Annotated in this window: 12 protein-coding genes and 1 pseudogene; 7 read left to right on the plus strand and 6 right to left on the minus strand. The window is 62.0% G+C overall.

Features of this window, described 5'->3' with window-relative positions; genetic code table 11:
* The first annotated feature begins 4 nt into the window (after window positions 1-4).
* Window positions 5-1411, plus strand: a complete 1407-nt coding sequence (locus tag ACQCST_RS13795) for a recombinase family protein (RefSeq protein ID WP_426996319.1) — start codon at window positions 5-7, stop codon at window positions 1409-1411.
* 179 nt (window positions 1412-1590) lie between these two features.
* Here ACQCST_RS13795 and ACQCST_RS13800 read toward each other — a convergent pair whose 3' ends face one another.
* Window positions 1591-2265, minus strand: coding sequence for a rolling circle replication-associated protein (locus ACQCST_RS13800; RefSeq protein WP_426996320.1), 675 nt, complete (start codon window positions 2263-2265; stop codon window positions 1591-1593).
* Between the two features lie 462 nt (window positions 2266-2727).
* Here ACQCST_RS13800 and ACQCST_RS13805 point away from each other — a divergent pair, with 462 nt between their 5' ends.
* Window positions 2728-2973: a hypothetical protein gene (locus tag ACQCST_RS13805; RefSeq protein ID WP_426996321.1), complete on the plus strand. Its 246-nt coding sequence runs from the start codon at window positions 2728-2730 to the stop codon at window positions 2971-2973.
* A gap of 53 nt (window positions 2974-3026) precedes the next feature.
* On the opposite strand, the gene ACQCST_RS13810 is transcribed toward ACQCST_RS13805, so the two are convergent.
* Both ACQCST_RS13810 and ACQCST_RS13815 read right to left on the minus strand, forming a co-directional pair.
* On the minus strand, window positions 3027-4082 hold the full coding sequence (locus ACQCST_RS13810) for an LPO_1073/Vpar_1526 family protein (RefSeq protein ID WP_426996322.1): 1056 nt from the start codon (window positions 4080-4082) through the stop codon (window positions 3027-3029).
* Between the two features lie 310 nt (window positions 4083-4392).
* Window positions 4393-5031: pseudogene (locus ACQCST_RS13815) on the minus strand (ATPase, T2SS/T4P/T4SS family); the annotation flags it as partial.
* Between the two features lie 224 nt (window positions 5032-5255).
* Here ACQCST_RS13815 and ACQCST_RS13820 point away from each other — a divergent pair.
* Together ACQCST_RS13820 and ACQCST_RS13825 are read left to right on the plus strand one after the other, a co-directional pair.
* Window positions 5256-6314, plus strand: coding sequence for a substrate-binding domain-containing protein (locus ACQCST_RS13820; RefSeq protein ID WP_426996323.1), 1059 nt, complete (start codon window positions 5256-5258; stop codon window positions 6312-6314).
* Between the two features lie 56 nt (window positions 6315-6370).
* Window positions 6371-7987 carry a DUF2142 domain-containing protein gene (locus ACQCST_RS13825; protein WP_426996324.1) on the plus strand — a complete coding sequence of 539 codons (1617 nt, stop codon included), beginning with the start codon at window positions 6371-6373 and terminating at the stop codon, window positions 7985-7987.
* A gap of 69 nt (window positions 7988-8056) precedes the next feature.
* On the opposite strand, the gene ACQCST_RS13830 is transcribed toward ACQCST_RS13825, so the two are convergent.
* Together ACQCST_RS13830 and rfbB are read right to left on the minus strand one after the other, a co-directional pair.
* Window positions 8057-9466, minus strand: coding sequence for a sugar nucleotide-binding protein (locus tag ACQCST_RS13830; protein ID WP_426996325.1), 1410 nt, complete (start codon window positions 9464-9466; stop codon window positions 8057-8059).
* A 3-nt stretch (window positions 9467-9469) separates the two neighbouring features.
* Window positions 9470-10468: a dTDP-glucose 4,6-dehydratase gene (gene rfbB, locus ACQCST_RS13835; protein ID WP_426996326.1), complete on the minus strand. Its 999-nt coding sequence runs from the start codon at window positions 10466-10468 to the stop codon at window positions 9470-9472.
* 131 nt (window positions 10469-10599) lie between these two features.
* On the opposite strand from rfbB, the gene ACQCST_RS13840 reads away from it, so the two are divergent.
* Window positions 10600-12321: a GH25 family lysozyme gene (locus tag ACQCST_RS13840; RefSeq protein ID WP_426996327.1), complete on the plus strand. Its 1722-nt coding sequence runs from the start codon at window positions 10600-10602 to the stop codon at window positions 12319-12321.
* 52 nt (window positions 12322-12373) lie between these two features.
* On the opposite strand, the gene ACQCST_RS13845 is transcribed toward ACQCST_RS13840, so the two are convergent.
* On the minus strand, window positions 12374-13129 hold the full coding sequence (locus ACQCST_RS13845; protein ID WP_426996328.1) for a glycosyltransferase: 756 nt from the start codon (window positions 13127-13129) through the stop codon (window positions 12374-12376).
* Between the two features lie 146 nt (window positions 13130-13275).
* On the opposite strand from ACQCST_RS13845, the gene ACQCST_RS13850 reads away from it, so the two are divergent.
* Window positions 13276-14511: a polysaccharide biosynthesis protein gene (locus ACQCST_RS13850; RefSeq protein WP_426996329.1), complete on the plus strand. Its 1236-nt coding sequence runs from the start codon at window positions 13276-13278 to the stop codon at window positions 14509-14511.
* A complete protein-coding gene (locus ACQCST_RS13855) occupies window positions 14498-15427 on the plus strand; it encodes a glycosyltransferase (RefSeq protein WP_426996330.1) in 930 nt (309 codons plus the stop codon). Before ACQCST_RS13850 ends, ACQCST_RS13855 begins: the two co-directional genes overlap by 14 nt.
* Window positions 15428-15472: the final 45 nt, after the last annotated feature.

Raw genomic sequence — 15472 nt, forward strand, 5'->3', positions numbered from 1 at the left:
CCCCATGAGCAAAACGCGATCAGCGGTAGCAATCTACGCCCGCATTTCCCAGGACCGCACCAGGGAAGAACTGGGGGTCAAGCGTCAGTTGGACGACTGCCGGGCGGAAGCCGAACGGCGCGGCTGGCGCGTGTCGGAGGAGTACGTGGACGACGACGTTTCCGCGTACTCGGGTAAGAAGCGCCCCGCCTATGAGCGGATGCTGCTTGATTTGGCAGAGGGACGACGGGACGGAGTGATCGTCTGGCACATGGACCGGTTACACCGCCGCCCCATTGAGCTTGAGCGTTTCGTGGACACGTGTACCCGCGCCGGAGTCCGGGACGTCGTCACGCTCTCGGGAGACATCGATCTGGCTAAGGGAGACGGGTTGCTGATGGCGCGTCTGCTGTCGGCTGTCGCCGCCAACGAGTCCGATTCCAAGCGCCGACGGGGCCAGCGCAAAGCATTGGAAATCGCCCAATCCGGCCTGCCCCATATGGGCGGCCCCCGCGCGTTCGGATTCCAGGACGACAAGGTGACCCACCATCCGGGAGAAGTCGCTGTGATCCGTGACTTAGCGTCGCGCGCACTGGCAGGCGAGACTCTCATTTCCATGGCGACATGGCTGCAAGACAACGACGTCCGGACCGTGGGAGGCAAGGCATGGCGCACCAACACAGTGCGGACGTTCCTCACAAACCCGCGCAACTGGGGAATGCGAGTGCACCAGGGCCAGATCATCGGCACGGCGACGTGGGATCCGATCATTACCGCCGACCAGGGCGAACGCCTGCAACGGCTACTGCTGGACCCGGCACGCAGGACAAACCGGAGCGCCCGCCGCTATCTCTTGACGGGACTGCTTGTGTGCGGCAAATGCGGCACCCGGCTCAACTCTGCACCCCGTGGGGATATCCGCCGCTACGGCTGCCGCACCGGTCCCGACAGCCGAGGCTGTGGAGGCGTTTACATCTACGCCGAAATGTTGGAAGAGTTTATCGCCCAGGCAGTGCTCTATAGGCTCGATTCCCCCTTGATGCACGAAGCCCTCACCGATGGGGGCGCCGACCAAGACGAAGCCCGGACTGTAGCCGATGCAATCCAGACCGACACGAACCGCTTGGACGACCTCGCCGCTATGTGGGCGGACGGTGAAATCTCACGCACGGAATGGTCGAAAGCCCGAAAACGGATTCAGGACCGTTTGGAAGCCAACCGCCGTACGTTCGCACGCCTGACCCACCGAGACGCGGTAGCTGATTACATCGGCCACGGCGACGAGCTCCGGCAGCAATGGACCGGCCTCAACCTCTCCCGCCAAGTGGCAATCATCAAAGCCGTCCTGAACCACGCAACGATTCTCCCAGCCACCAAGGTAGGACGGCACGGTCTGGACCCGGACCGCGTAGTGCCCGACTGGCGCCAGTAGCGGCCGTGCGGTCCGTCACGTGCTCGGCGCTGCCGCGCCGTGCGCGCGTGTCCGGCCCGCCCCGGCACCCAACAACACGCCTATCTCCCGCAGCGCCGCGACATCGGTAACCTTCTCCGCAATACCCTGCGCCTGACACGTCGCCCGCACCCAAGCAGCTACTGCCTCCGCATCAACCATCATGCACCCCACTGCGCCCAGACAGCAGGAGGACCAGCCCAATCCTCCACGGACCCCGACGACCACTCGACGCCAGGCGAAGAACCCATGTAATCGCTGGCCTGAAACATCACCTCCCCTGCTGAGACACCATGTAGAACGATCCCTTGCGGCAGAAACCCCTGGGCAACGTCGTACCGGTGCAGCCCGAAGACCCGTGAGCCGGGATCGGTAAAGGTCTTGGATACGTACTTCGACAAGTACCCGGCTGCGTGCCGGGCCTCGCCCAGACCTCCCGATCCCACAGCGAGCCCACCAAGGAGTTTGATGTGAACGTGGCCGCGACCCCAGGCTGTGAGGATCAGCTGACGACGGATGAACCGACCCACAGCAAAATGCACATGCAAGCCGTGATCCGTCTTGTGCCACTCAGGCACCCACACATAGGGGAACGGTTCACCACCCACAGCAGCCCTAAGATCCCGGAAAAACTCGGCGACGTCTAAACGGAGTTGCTTCGGATCATGGCAGCCGGCGCCGGCATACGTAAGCGTGCCCAGCCGATTCAACCGATTTGCAGCGCAATACCGACGAAGCTTCGCGCGTGCCCGGCGTCCGGCCTCAGCGGCTGCCCGCTCAGGATCAGCGGCGGAACCTTTCGCGACGTAACTCCGGGGAGGCTTCTGCGAACTCACAAAGCAACCGCCGCCCTCACCAGCGGCAGGGTACAGCGTGAAGGACCATCCGGCGTCGGGCGCGATAAGCCGATGTAGTGACTGGGAAATAGGAGCAGCAGACAATGGGACCCCAAGAGACGAAACCGACAAGGAATCGCTGAAGTCCTCAGAAAAAGCAGAGGGAAGAAATCGGGCTAAGACAGGGGCTTCAGCATCCGGTCTCGCTCCGGATGGGCCCTCTCTGTTTTAACCGTGAGCATTATCGGGAACGCGGGCCTACCACGTCGCTCGGCCCTCAGGACGGCCACCCTGCAAATTAGTTGTCCGGCCCTGAGTTGGTTCTGCCGGGTACTGCTGCGCCCATCCTGCCATATGAATTACACGGCTGTCACTACCTGCCGCGTGACCGTTCGTCCTCGGACGTAAAGCGTCCTGCGGGCGCTGCGTCACTTGCCACCTCTGGCCCGCTACCCTGAGCGCATGAAGACAAGTCACCAACGCACCGGCGAGCACGGCCCAGACATTCTTATCGTGGACACCCAGGGCGGCACTCGCCCCCACCTTGCGCTGCTGGACGACCCCTACCTCACCTTCTGCGGCGTGGAGACTTCCGGACCGTCGCGAACGTGGTTCGGGCTGACGGGATGCAAACGCTGCGCCACCTCAGCCAGAAAAATAGGGATCGCCGCTATCACCGATGTCGACGGCGATATGTGCCTTCTTTAGTCTCCGAGTTATGTTGCTATTTCAAGTCAAGAGCGCCGCTGCGCGGCGCCCTTTCACAGCCACACGCTGAGTGGTGCAGTCCCTTCGGTGACTCTTCGCCAGTACGTATGACCTATAGCGATCCCAACCGAAGTCAGAGTCAGATTCTGCAATGGGGTCGACCCCCACGCCTCGCTTACCTTTAAGATTCGCTCGTCGAACGCTGTTGCCTCTTCCACCACTTCGTGATCTTGGACGAGCCCGTGCTGCGCGAGGTTGATCAAGGGCTGCTCCAGGTGGGGGAACCCGAGCCGCTTGGCCAACGCCGGAATGTCCTGATTGGCCATGACGGCCACTTGGTACCTCTCAGGGCTTCTGAGGCACGGCACAAGACCTTCCTGAATTTGCCCTGCATCTCGAAGGTCCTGCGGGACATCGTCCATTGTGAATCCGCGCGTGAATAGCCCCTCGACGCCGGAACGCAAGGCACTACCAAAGGAAAACGACGAGATGGAAACCGTGCCCGCCCCGACATATTCAATGTGCTGATAGTTGGGCCCGGAAGTAGGCAAGTCCTTGCCGAGCGCCAGAACGTCCTTAACCACGAACTCTCGAAAATAGTCTTCTGGGGTTGGCGTTTTACCCGTCCACCGAGAGTATCGAAGGAGGAAGACCAGCCCTATAGCTCTTCTCTGCTGTTCGGTTAGCTTGGGCACAGAGGAAATCGCCTCGTTCAACACGAGAGTCCGGAGTGACCGCTCTGTCTCAATCGTGCGATCAGCGAGAAGCTCGACCAACACCTTAGCTAAGTCCTCTTCACCGGAACGAGCGTATTCCTTCTGTGCTTCGAACATCACGCTCTGGATATCCGGATCCGCAAGGTTCTTCGCCGCCTCAGGGTCCTTGTCCATTAAGCGATTGAGGAAGTCGTTAGTGACACGTTCCGCTCTGGCAAATGCGATGTCTTCAGCGATGCCACGAAGCTCTAAGGCGTTTGCTCGGTAGACGCCCAAGGCTATGTCTTGCACTTCTTGGCGGGAGGGACCGTTGTTGATTATGTCCCCGGCCGCTTGGTAGTTGATGCCCCCGTCACCAGCTGTAAGTTCCTGCACTGGCTTACGACTCATCATTCGTCGACCCAATTCTGATATCGCCACCGGCCTGATAGTTGCGGGAACGCTTCCCCGATCTGATCTCTTGCCCATACGGGTTCTTTTCCGGTTTCGACGGGAGCAGACCGGGCATCATCATGCAAGCACCGATTACCGTAGAACCCACCAATGCCCACCCGGGCCACGGCCACATCGATGTGCCCGACTGCAGCGTATAAATCCAGAATGCGATTGCTCCGCCGCCGCTCACGCCAGCGACTATGCCCCCGACTTGCAGCCATCGTTCAGTTTTCCCCATGCACCAGATTCTACGTGCCCGCATGACGGTGCATTCACGACTTGTGGGCTTCCCCGCCTGGGTGGCTCCGGAAACCAGAATGTTGAGTCCGCTGGATACGGCGGCACCAAGGAAACGTGCGGATTGGGGGGTCAGCGTGCCGAGTTCGACAAGATGCTCGAGCCGGCTCGCCTTAACGACGAACTTGCGGATATTGATGGCCCAGTGGCGCCTGGTGACATCGGGGATAACCACATGAAGCCGTGAACCGTCCGGGAGCGCCGCGTCCACGAAGGGCGAGGACATGTCGAGGCGTCGTCCGGAGCTCTTCAGCATCCGTTCCACGAGGTCCCGGACCTGTTGGTCTGTGAGGCTGAGGGATGTCAGCTCGGACTCACCGTTCCTGGCAACGTAGATCTCGTTGGGTGCGTTCAGCCAGATTTCCTCAATGGACGGATCATCGAGCAGAGGCTGGAGTGTTCCGAAACCTGCCACGGCATCGAAAACGAACCGCTTGGCCATTTCGAGTGGGCCGATCGGCGGCAGTGGCCCCATGAGCGCACGCTCGTCATAGTCGCTGACGGCGGCTTCCACGAGGCGCCTGACTTCACTGGTCTGCCGCAGGGGGTCCAGGCCGCGACGGCGGATGAGCTCCCGGACTTCATCCTCGACAATTTGCACAGCATCCATGAGTTCCCCAATACGACTGCCGCCCCACGCCGGGACAGTCCAACTCCGTTAAAAGTAGAGCAGCGTACACCCTTGGACAAAGTCATACGAAGTTGGTGTGGATAACGTCTATGGCGGATTGTCGCGGCTGCCCCTGGGCCCATTCCAACGTAGGCTAGTTCGTGGTAATGCGGTCACGGCAGGTTTGTCGGTTGGCGCGCAATGCGAACGAGAGGGATTTTTCATTGAGATCACGCGGGATCCGGTCTGTCGCGACTCTGACCGCTTTGTGCGCAGCGCTGGCTGCCTGCTCCGCGCCATCTGGCGGAACGGCCGTCAGGGGTCCGTTGACCGCCGTCGGCACCGGGATTCAGGGCAGCGCCATCTCGGCCTGGCGGAACGGCTGGGTAAAGGACTTTCCGGAGACGTCGCTGAATTTCTCGCCCGACGGCAGTAGGGTCGGGATCGACGCGCTGTCCACCGGTCAGGCGTACTTCGCCCCCATCGACGTCCCTCTCACGGCCGAGGACATTGCACGTTCCCGGCAGGCCTGCGGTCCTGATGGTGCCTTCTCGGTCCCGGTGGCCGTCATCCCACTGGGCGTGGCCTTCAACTTGCCGAGCGTCAAGAATCTCAAACTCACGCCGGAGGTCCTGGGCGCGATTTTCTCCGGCCAGGTCACCTCCTGGGACGATCCTGCAATCGCCCTGCTGAACCCGGCTGCCAATCTTCCCGACCAGGCCATCGTGCCGGTCCGCGCGAAGGAAAAATCTGTGCTCACCCGAACTGCCACCGACTACCTTGCCCAGGGCCATTCGGCCTGGCAAACAGGCCTTGAATGGCCGGCCGGCGCTGCAGGCGAAGAAGTCCGGAAATACAGCGACGTCGCCAGCAAGCTCGACGATACTGCCGGCTCGATCGCTTTCCTGGAAAAGGCTTCCATCGGATCGCGCTTTGATACCGTCCTCCTCGATTTCGGGCGGGGGTTCGTCAGGATGAATGACGACGCGCTGGCCCAGTCAATCTCGTCCGGGACGGTAGGCGCCGGACCCGGAGGCAGCGTGACGTTTACGCCGGCGAGCGCAGGTGGCGATGGCTATCGGCTCTGGACAGTCACCTACCAGGCCTTCTGTAGCGAGTACTCGAATGAGGCCCTGAACCGGCTGGTCAGATCCTGGGGCAGTTTTGTAGTCGGCGACGGAGGCCAGGGTAACTCAACTTACTTTGCCGGCGTTTCGTCGCCGAACGGCAAGGCACTGAACCAGGCCAAGGACCGCATCGAAGAAATCGGCTCAGCCCGATGACCGAGCAACGTCCGCTAACCGGACCACGGGAGTCAATAGTTTTTGGAAAGGCCGACATGAGCATCATTCCGGGGACTCCCGCAGACCAGGCGCACCGCACCGGCGCAGCCACGGGGACGTTTGTCGGGATCTTCGCACTGTTGTCCGGACTCATGATCCTTTGGTCGCTGGCCACACCCCTTATGGCCTATCCTGACGAGCCGGTTCACACCATCAAAGCCGCCGCCGTAGTGCGCGGCCAGATCCTTTCCGAGACGGGCAAGTCCTTCGGTCACGGTGTGCACGTCCAGGTGCCGTCCTACATTGCCAACCTCCAAGCCCAGACATGCTTCACGTTCCACCGGGAAAAGACCGCAGCGTGCGCTCCAAACGTTCCGATGGACGACGACTACCTGACTATCGGCGTCACATCGGCAGGCCTATACAACCCGATGTACTACTGGATCGTCGGTTTCCCCAGTCTTTTCATGTCCGGCGCCCCCGCAATTTTTGCCATGAGGATCCTCAGCGCTCTCATTTCGGCTGTATTCTACGCAGCCGGACTCACCGCGCTGAACCGCCTCCGGCACCCGAAGTGGCCCATCGTCGCAGCGGCTATTTCAATTACGCCGATGGTTCTCTTCCTTGCCAGCGGAATCAACCCCAATTCGCTGGAGATCGCTGCAACGATGGCTGCCTTTTGCGGATTTCTGGTGGTCTTGGAAAACTCCAGCCAACTGAAGGTGGTCCGCCCTGCTGTGATCACGGTCGGTCTCTCCATGGTTGCCTTGGCCAACACCAGGTCCGTGTCATTGGTGTGGTTGCTGTGCGCTGTCGTCGTTGCGTCCCTCTTCTACAAGTGGAAAGACTTCACGGCATTGTTCCGTAACAGGCTGGTGCTGGTCACGGTCGGCGTCACCGCCGTCGGCGTTGCCCTTGGGCTGTTGTGGAATGTGTTGATGCTCAACGCCCCGCCAGCCGCAGGCGAGGCTCCACTGGGCATCTCCAATGCCACCGGAGACGTCAAACCCTACAACGCGTTCCTGACCATGCTCGACCGTGCCTTTGATTTTGTCACCCAATACATCGGCGTTATGGGCTGGCTTGAGTCGTCCCTGCCGCAAGCCGTCTTTATGTTCTGGAACATGCTGCTCATGCTGGTCCTGCTATTCGTGTTCCTGATCCGCCGCTGGCGGCTGCAAATCGCCTTCCTCGTGGCCCTCGGCATGCTTTTGCTGGTCCCTTCGGTCATGCAGGCGCTCCTCGTCTCCAGCGTAGGCTTCATCTGGCAGGGCCGTTATAGCCTTCCCTTGTTCCTGATCGCCGTCATTGGCGCCGGCATGTCCTTCCGCTTCCGGCGCTTCCGTTTGGGTCGCCCGGCTGAATCCATGACCAGGCTGTTCCTGGTGACGGCCGTCCTTGCGCACATTTACGGTTTCCTGTACGTACTGCGCCGCTATGTGGTCGGCATCCCCGACTTCGGAAATTGGCAGACCATGATCACCAATCCCGGCTGGCAGCCGCCACTAACCTGGGAGGGGCTCACCTTGCTGTACGCAGCCGGGATGTTCGTGGCGGCCAGCATGCTCTTCGGCTATCTGTTCCCCGGCAGTTCTCTGTTCCCGACACCGCGATTCCTGGCGCGGCTGACGAAGCCGGTCCAGGGGCCAGCAAGGCCACAAGGGAACGCCTAGCGTTATCACATGAAAGGCGATGGCCTCCGCGTTAACGGATGGCCATCGCCTTTGTCGAGCCCTGACGTCCTAGGACTTCAGGTAATCCCGGAGCCGCACGGCAGCGGGAGCCGGCTCGAACCCTGCGGCTTTGATCCGGCTCAGATCCAGCACGCTATTCAGCGGACGCGGCGAGACGGACTTCCCTTTGAAGTATTCCTCGGTACTGACGCCGGTGACAGCGTCCCGGGAGGCCTCGGAAAGCTCGTAGACATCCGCGGCGATGTCAGCCCAGGACTGCTCGGCACCGTCGTTGCTCAGGTTGTACACCCCATAGCCAGCGCCCGTGTCCAGCAGGTGGCGGATACCGGCGGCGATGTCCTGCGTGAATGTCAGACGGCCGATCTGGTCGTTGACCACCGACGGTGCGATGCCGCGGCCTGCGAGCGAGGCCATGGTCCGGACGAAATTGTCACCCTCGCCGATAACCCAGCTGGTCCGCACGATATAGTGCCGCGGCACAATACTGACCACGGCGTCGCCAGCGGCCTTGGTCTGCCCGTAGACGCCCAGTGGTGACAGCGCTTCGCCTTCCGAGTGGACCTGCTGCGCACCGTCGAAGACGTAGTCAGAGGACACGTGTACCAGCGTCAGGTCATGCTCGACGGCGGTTCGGGCAAGGTGCGCGACCGCGGTGACGTTGATCCGCCAAGCGGCTTCGCGCCCGTCGGGTGATTCGGCCTGGTCGACCGCGGTGTAGGCGGCAGCGTTGATGACCGTCGAGTAGTTCTTCCAGTTCTTCTGCGCGTAGGCAGCTTCGCTGGTGATGTCGAAGTCGCCGCGGGCAGCGAACTCGACCGACGTGTCGCCGTCGTATAGTTCCCGCAGTGCCTTGCCTAGCTGGCCGTCAGCGCCAAGCACAAGCGTCTTCTTCGCCGACATCGGAGTAACGTCGGAATGTCGCGGATGCGCCTTGTCCTTGTCCGAGAGCTCCGCCTCGCCCAGAGGAATCGGCCACCTGATGGCCGCGGTCTCGTCCGCCAGGTTCAGGAAGGTGTACTGGCCCTGCGCGTCAGCGCTCCAGTGATCGTTGACCAGGTACGTGTAGGCAGTCCGGTCCTCGAGCGTCTGGAAAGCATTGCCCACGCCGCGGGGAATGAAGATCGCCTGGCTGGGATCCAGCTCCGCGGTGAAGACCGCGCCGAACGAGGGCCCTTCGCGCAGGTCGACCCAGGCGCCAAAGATCTTGCCGGTGGCCACAGAAATGAACTTGTCCCACGGCTCTGCGTGGATGCCGCGGGTGGTTCCGGCCTTTTCGTTGAACGAAATGTTGTTCTGGACCGGCTTGAAGTCCGGCAGACCCAGCGCCATCATCTTTTCCCGCTGCCAGTTCTCCTTGAACCAGCCGCGGTTGTCGCCGTGCACCGGGAGCTGGTATAGGACGACGCCTGGAATCGGAGTTTCCGTGGCGGTCAGCTGCTTCGAAAATTGAATGGACATCGTTTACTGGCCTTGTTCCTTGTACTTGGCTTCTGTGGCGGCCTTCTGCGGGCGCCACCAGTATTCGTTGTCGCGGTACCACTTGATGGTGTCCTCGATGCCGGCGTCGAAATTGGAGAACTCCGGCTTCCAGCCAAGCTCGTTACGGAGCTTCGTGGAGTCGATTGCGTAGCGCAGGTCGTGGCCCGGGCGGTCAACAACGTGGTCGTAGGCGTCCGTCTCCAGGCCAAGGTGCGACAGGATCAGTTCAATGACTTCCTTGTTGTTCTTTTCGCCTTCTGCTCCGATCAGGTACGTTTCACCGATCTTGCCCTTTTCGATAATGGCCAGGACAGCCGAGGAGTGGTCGTTCGCGTGGATCCAGTCGCGGACGTTCTCGCCCGTGCCATAGAGCTTTGGGCGGATACCGTCGATCACGTTCGTGATCTGGCGCGGAATGAACTTTTCCACGTGCTGGAACGGCCCGTAGTTGTTCGAGCAGTTGCTGATGGTGGCTCGGAGCCCGAACGACCTTACCCATGCGCGGACCAGCAGATCAGAACCGGCTTTGGTTGAGGAATACGGGCTCGAGGGGTTGTACGGCGTGTCCTCCGTGAAGCGTTCGGGGGCATCCAGCTCAAGGTCGCCGTAGACCTCGTCGGTGGAAATGTGATGGAAGCGCTTGTCGTGCTTGCGGGCGGCCTCGATCAGCATATAGGTGCCAATAATATTGGTGTCCAGGAAGGGCCGGGGATCATGCAGCGAGTTGTCATTGTGGGATTCGGCAGCGTAGTGCACCACCACATCGCAATCGGCGACCAGTGGGTCCACCGTGGCGGCGTCGGCTATGTCACCGCGGACAAACGTGAACCGGTCACGCGGAAGGTGCTTGATGGACTCAAGGTTCCCGGCGTAGGTGATCTTGTCTAAGACAGTGACATGGCTGTCCGTGTTGGCAATTATGTAATGGACAAAGTTGGAGCCGATGAAGCCGGCACCGCCGGTGACAAGGATTTTCTGCATGGAGCCAGCTTACCGGCATCCAAAAAGATGACTCCCATCGCGGAATTGGTTTACTCCAGCATCAGTGGTAACAGGAGTAACAATTCGTTACTCTCAGATAGAACCCGCCCAATAATTCTTCGGGAGCAACCGTGAACAAGCCACAACCCCACTTGATGCTGCTGTCCGCGGCGCTGGCCCTGCCTCTGGCGATAGGAGGGATCATCTGTACCCCGGCGTTGGCGACCCCCGCACCGCAGCCAACCCCGACGGCGACGTCGTCACCATCGGCCGATAGCGCCTCGGCGGCTGCCACGCCGTCGCCCGAAACGTCGTCGACGCCGGAAGTCACCGCATCACCGACGCCGACCTCCGTGGCACCGTCCGTACAAACTGCCATCGCTCCGGGCACTGCCACCATGGGGCGGGCGGGAATCAATGCCCCTTCCGCACCGGCCGGACAGACAGCTGCCAAGCAGTCGATTTCCACGGAAGCCGGCGAACCGTCGGTCCCCGAACAGCCCTACGGCACGCAGGGCCAGCCCCTCGGGCTCGATGTCAGCTCTTGGCAGGGGACTGTCAACTGGACCACCGTCAAGAACAACGGCGCCCGCTTCGGGTACATCAAGGCGACAGAAGGCACCACCTACCGGAGCCCCGCGTTCAACGCCCAGTATAGTGGCGCCGCCGCCGCCGGTCTCCTGCGCGGCGCGTACCATTTCGGCCTTCCCAACGTTTCCAGCGGGGCCGCACAGGCCAACTTCTTTGTCAGCAACGGCGGTGGGTGGGCCGCCGACGGCGCCACAATGCCGCCCGTGCTGGATATCGAAGACAACCCCTACGGTGACCGCTGCTACGGGATGACGCCCGACCAGGCAGCCACGTGGGTCCGAGACTTCACAAAGACGGTCTACCAGCTCACCACCAAGCAGGCCATGATCTACACCAGCTATTGGTTCTGGCGCGACTGCCTTGGCAACACCAGCGAATTCACCTCCGCCAATCCTCTGTGGCTCGCGTCCTACTGGACCGACAATCCCGCAATCCCGGGGGGCTGGCCCACCTACACCGCATGGCAATATGCGAACAACTACGCCGACCCGTCCCAGTCCAGGCTGGCCACGTTTCCCGGCGACCAGAATGTCTTCAATGGGTCCATGGACCAGCTGCGTAAGTTAGCATCAACGCCGGACACTTATCCCATTGGCCTCATCCCCGGGGCCACGCTGCTCACTGGAAAGTGGGGCGGGGACGGCAAGAGCTACGTCGGTTGGTTCAAGGATGGCTTCTGGTGCCTGCAGATGCCGCTGGCCCCGCGCCGCTGCTTCCGCTACGGCGATCCAGGCGACAAGCCCGTCGTCGGCGACTGGAACGGCAACGGCAACGCAGGCATTGGCGTCTTCCGGAATGGTGCGTGGTGGCTCGTTGACGACATTAATACGATGACTATCACCAAGGTTGTGGGCTTCGGCGTCGGGTCGGATACGCCGATCGTCGGAGACTGGAACGGCTCCGGTCGCGACAGCATTGGCATCTGGCGCAACTCAAGCTTCCAGGTCAGCTACAACGTCGACTATCCAGTGGTCAACGAATACTCCGCCTTCGGCGTACCCTCCGACACTCCGGTGGTCGGCGACTGGGACGGCAATGGCAAGACCAGCATCGGCGTCTGGCGCAACGGAGAATGGTGGCTGAGCAACCGTGTCCAGTGGCCCCTGGTATCCGAGCTGCTCCCCTTCGGTGTAGGCACGGACCGGCCCGTCACGGGCGACTGGAACGGTGACAGATATACCACAGTGGGCATCGTGCGCGGCAACAGCTGGCAGCTGACCAACAGCCTCGCGAGACGCACCGTGGATATTTCCTACTTCTAAGAGGTCCCAACCCTCAAGCAGTATCCATCTCAAGGGGCTCCGTGCCGTCGGTTCAGGCCGACGCGCGGAGCCTTTTGCGTGCTTCAAACATCAGCTTTACGAGAACTACCCGGGCAACCAAGATGACCCGCAGGGAGCGCCAGCCGCGAGGGGTGGCGTTGTCCTCGTGGAGCCGACGCAGCAGCGTCGAGCCGTCAAGGTGCCGGATCGAACCCGACGTGTTCCCAAGGATCGCGAGCCACAGATCATGGGATTCGCGCAGGTAGGGAGGGATCGGCGCGAAACTGCTAAGGACTTCGCGGCGGAATGCCATGCCGCAGCCGTAGTAGGCACGGTAGCCCACCATCACGCCGAAGATGTTCGCCATGTGACGGGTGCTGTCAGCAGACCTGAGCCTGGGGATGTCCGGACGGGGGCCACCCCCAAGGACATCGAAGTTACTGGCGACGACAGCGGCCGACCCGAGGGCGTCAAGCATCACCTCGAGCCGGCCGTCCACCCAGACGTCGTCCTGGTCGGAGAGGAAGATGGCGGATCCGCGGCTTGCCTGGGCCGCCTGCTCAAAAGACTTCACGTAGCCCTTGTTGGCGCCTGCCTCGATCAGCCTGATCCTGCCGTCCGTGAATTTACGGATCTGCGCAACGGTGTCGTCCGAGGAAGCATCGTCCACAATGATCACCTCATCTTGGGGACCAAGCTGGTCAAGGATGGATATGAGCTGCTCATCGATGAACTTGGATCCGTTGTATGTGGCCATGCACACGCTGGCGCGGATCGGCTGGTCGGTTGGCTGGTCGGGGTTGGTCATGGCCTCACATTTTCAATCTCCGGCAAGTGGGCCCTGCCCCTTTCCAGGGCGGATCCGTCGTCTGCACCATCCTAGGCGACGGCTGTGTGGCCCGGACTTCCCGTAAGATCAAGAAAGACCGCCCGAGAACAAGGACAATCCCACGAATGAAGACCCTACTGCTGCGCCTTTCCGGGTTCACGGTTCTGCCGCTTCTGTCCTTGATCACTCCCCTCCTGCTCATTCCGGTGATCTCCAGCTTTATCGGCGGCGGAGGCATCTCAAGTGTCATTTCCGGCCAGGCGATCGGCACGTTCGCGGCCACCGTGCTGATGTGGGGGTGGAATGTTGACGGTCCCGTCGCCGTCGCCCGTTCCGCCAGCGCCGCCGACCGGGCCAACGTGTACCTGCGAAGCATCCGGACCCGGCTGGTGCTGCTCGCCGTCGTGTTGCCGGCCTCGGCCGTCGTCGCGGCGCTGGTCGCCAACCCCGCCTTCAGCTGGGAAGCCGTGGCTATGGCCTGGGCCGTAGGAATTGCCGGCATGTCGCCGTCGTGGTTCTGCATCGGGCTGGGGCAGCCCAGGCTGCTGGCCGTTTACGACACTGTGCCCCGGTTCATCGCCACCACGGCGGCCGCGCCGATCCTGCTGCTGACCCACCAGCTCTGGTTCTACACCGGCCTCCTCGCCGTGGCCACCGTCGCGTCGCTAGTGTTATTCCACCGCAATTTCTCCCCGGGCGGCCGCTGGTTGCCCCGCGATATCCGCGGCGCATTGGGCGAACTCGCCGCGCAGAGCCGCACCGCAGGGATCAGCCTCGCGGGCAGCGCCTACGCCTCCACGCCGACGCCGATTGCCACAGCCAGCACCACCCCCGCTGCGTCCGGCAGCCTCGCGACGGCCGACACGCTATACCGCTTCGGACTGTTCACCGTGGTCGCCCTCGGCAATGCCTTCCAGGGCTGGACACTCGAGGACGGCGCCTCGGGCCGCCGCAATCGCCACGTGGCCGCCATATGGGCCCACGCGAGCCTCGGAGTAATCGGCGCGGCCGTCCTGACGCTCGCCGGCCCGTTTGTCAGCGGTCTGCTGTTCGCCGGCAAAGCCCAGGCCACCACAGAGCTGTGCTTCTACTATGGCATCGCGTTCCTTTTCCTCAGTGCCAGCACACCATTTATCCGGAATCTGCTGATCCCTGCGGGCAAGCAGAACGTGGTGTTGAGATGGACGCTTTTTTCAGCTGTTTTCGGCGTAGCGGCCATGATCTGGGCCGGAGCAGACGGTAACGCCCCCGGCATCGCCCTCGGCATGGCCTTGAGCGAAGCTGCGCTGTTTGTCACCTTGCTGATCCCCGGATGGAAGCTACTAAGCCACGAGAGATTGGACGCCGTTGACGCCACATAGCCTCACTCCCACCGTTGTAGCCATCGTCGCCGCCTACGGGCCGGACCCGTCACTGGCAGAGACAGTTCTGGCACTCCTTCAGCAGGTAGAAGGCGTTGTGGTCGTCGACGACGGCTCACCCGCCTCCGCGGAAACCGTCCTGGAGCGGTTGTCTGCCGCAGGCGCCACGGTGGTCCGTCAGCCGGGCAACATGGGCATTGCGGCCGCCCTCAACGCCGGAGTCACCGCTGCCCGGTCACAGTGGAACCCCGATTTCTTCCTCACCCTGGACCAAGACTCCCGTCCGACCAAGCAGTATGTCCGGAACGCGCTGGACACCCACGAGCGTGCTCAAGGCGCTGGGATGACCGTCGGCTTCGTCACGGCTGCCTCCTACAGCGGGCATCCCATCCCGCTCCTGCACACCGGAGACGGCTTCATCCACCCGTTCGATCCGATGCAGTCGGGCTTCCTTATCCCCCGCTCAACTGTGGAACGAGTCGGCCCGTTCGAGGACGAGCTATTCATCGATGGCGTCGACTCCGAATACACCATGCGCACGCGTGCTGCCGGACTGGCCGTGCTGGTGGGTGAAGGGTGTGAAATCGCCCACGACCTGGGCCAGCGGGAGCCTGGGATGCTGTTCGGCAGGCCTCTGAAGATCCTGGGGCGCGAAATTTCATACAACTACCACTCCCCCAGCCGCGTGTACTACATTTGCCGCAACGGCACGCTGCTGACCCACCGATACTTCCGGAAGGATCCTCGCTGGGTGGTCCGGCGCCTAGTTGAGGAACTGAAGGCCCACATACTCAGGTTCACGTTCAGCCGTGGCCGCGCGCAGCTGTTCAAGGCAGCTTCAGCCGGTTTCCGGGATGCCTTCCAAGGCACTACCGGCCGAATACCACCGGAACTGGAAGAGCGCCTGCGCCGCTGATGGCGTACCCGCCCGCCCGTGGCGGTGCTGCCGCCGCCGATGAAC

This window comes from Pseudarthrobacter sp. N5 (assembly GCF_050157035.1).
Taxonomy (GTDB): Bacteria; Actinomycetota; Actinomycetes; order Actinomycetales; family Micrococcaceae; genus Arthrobacter.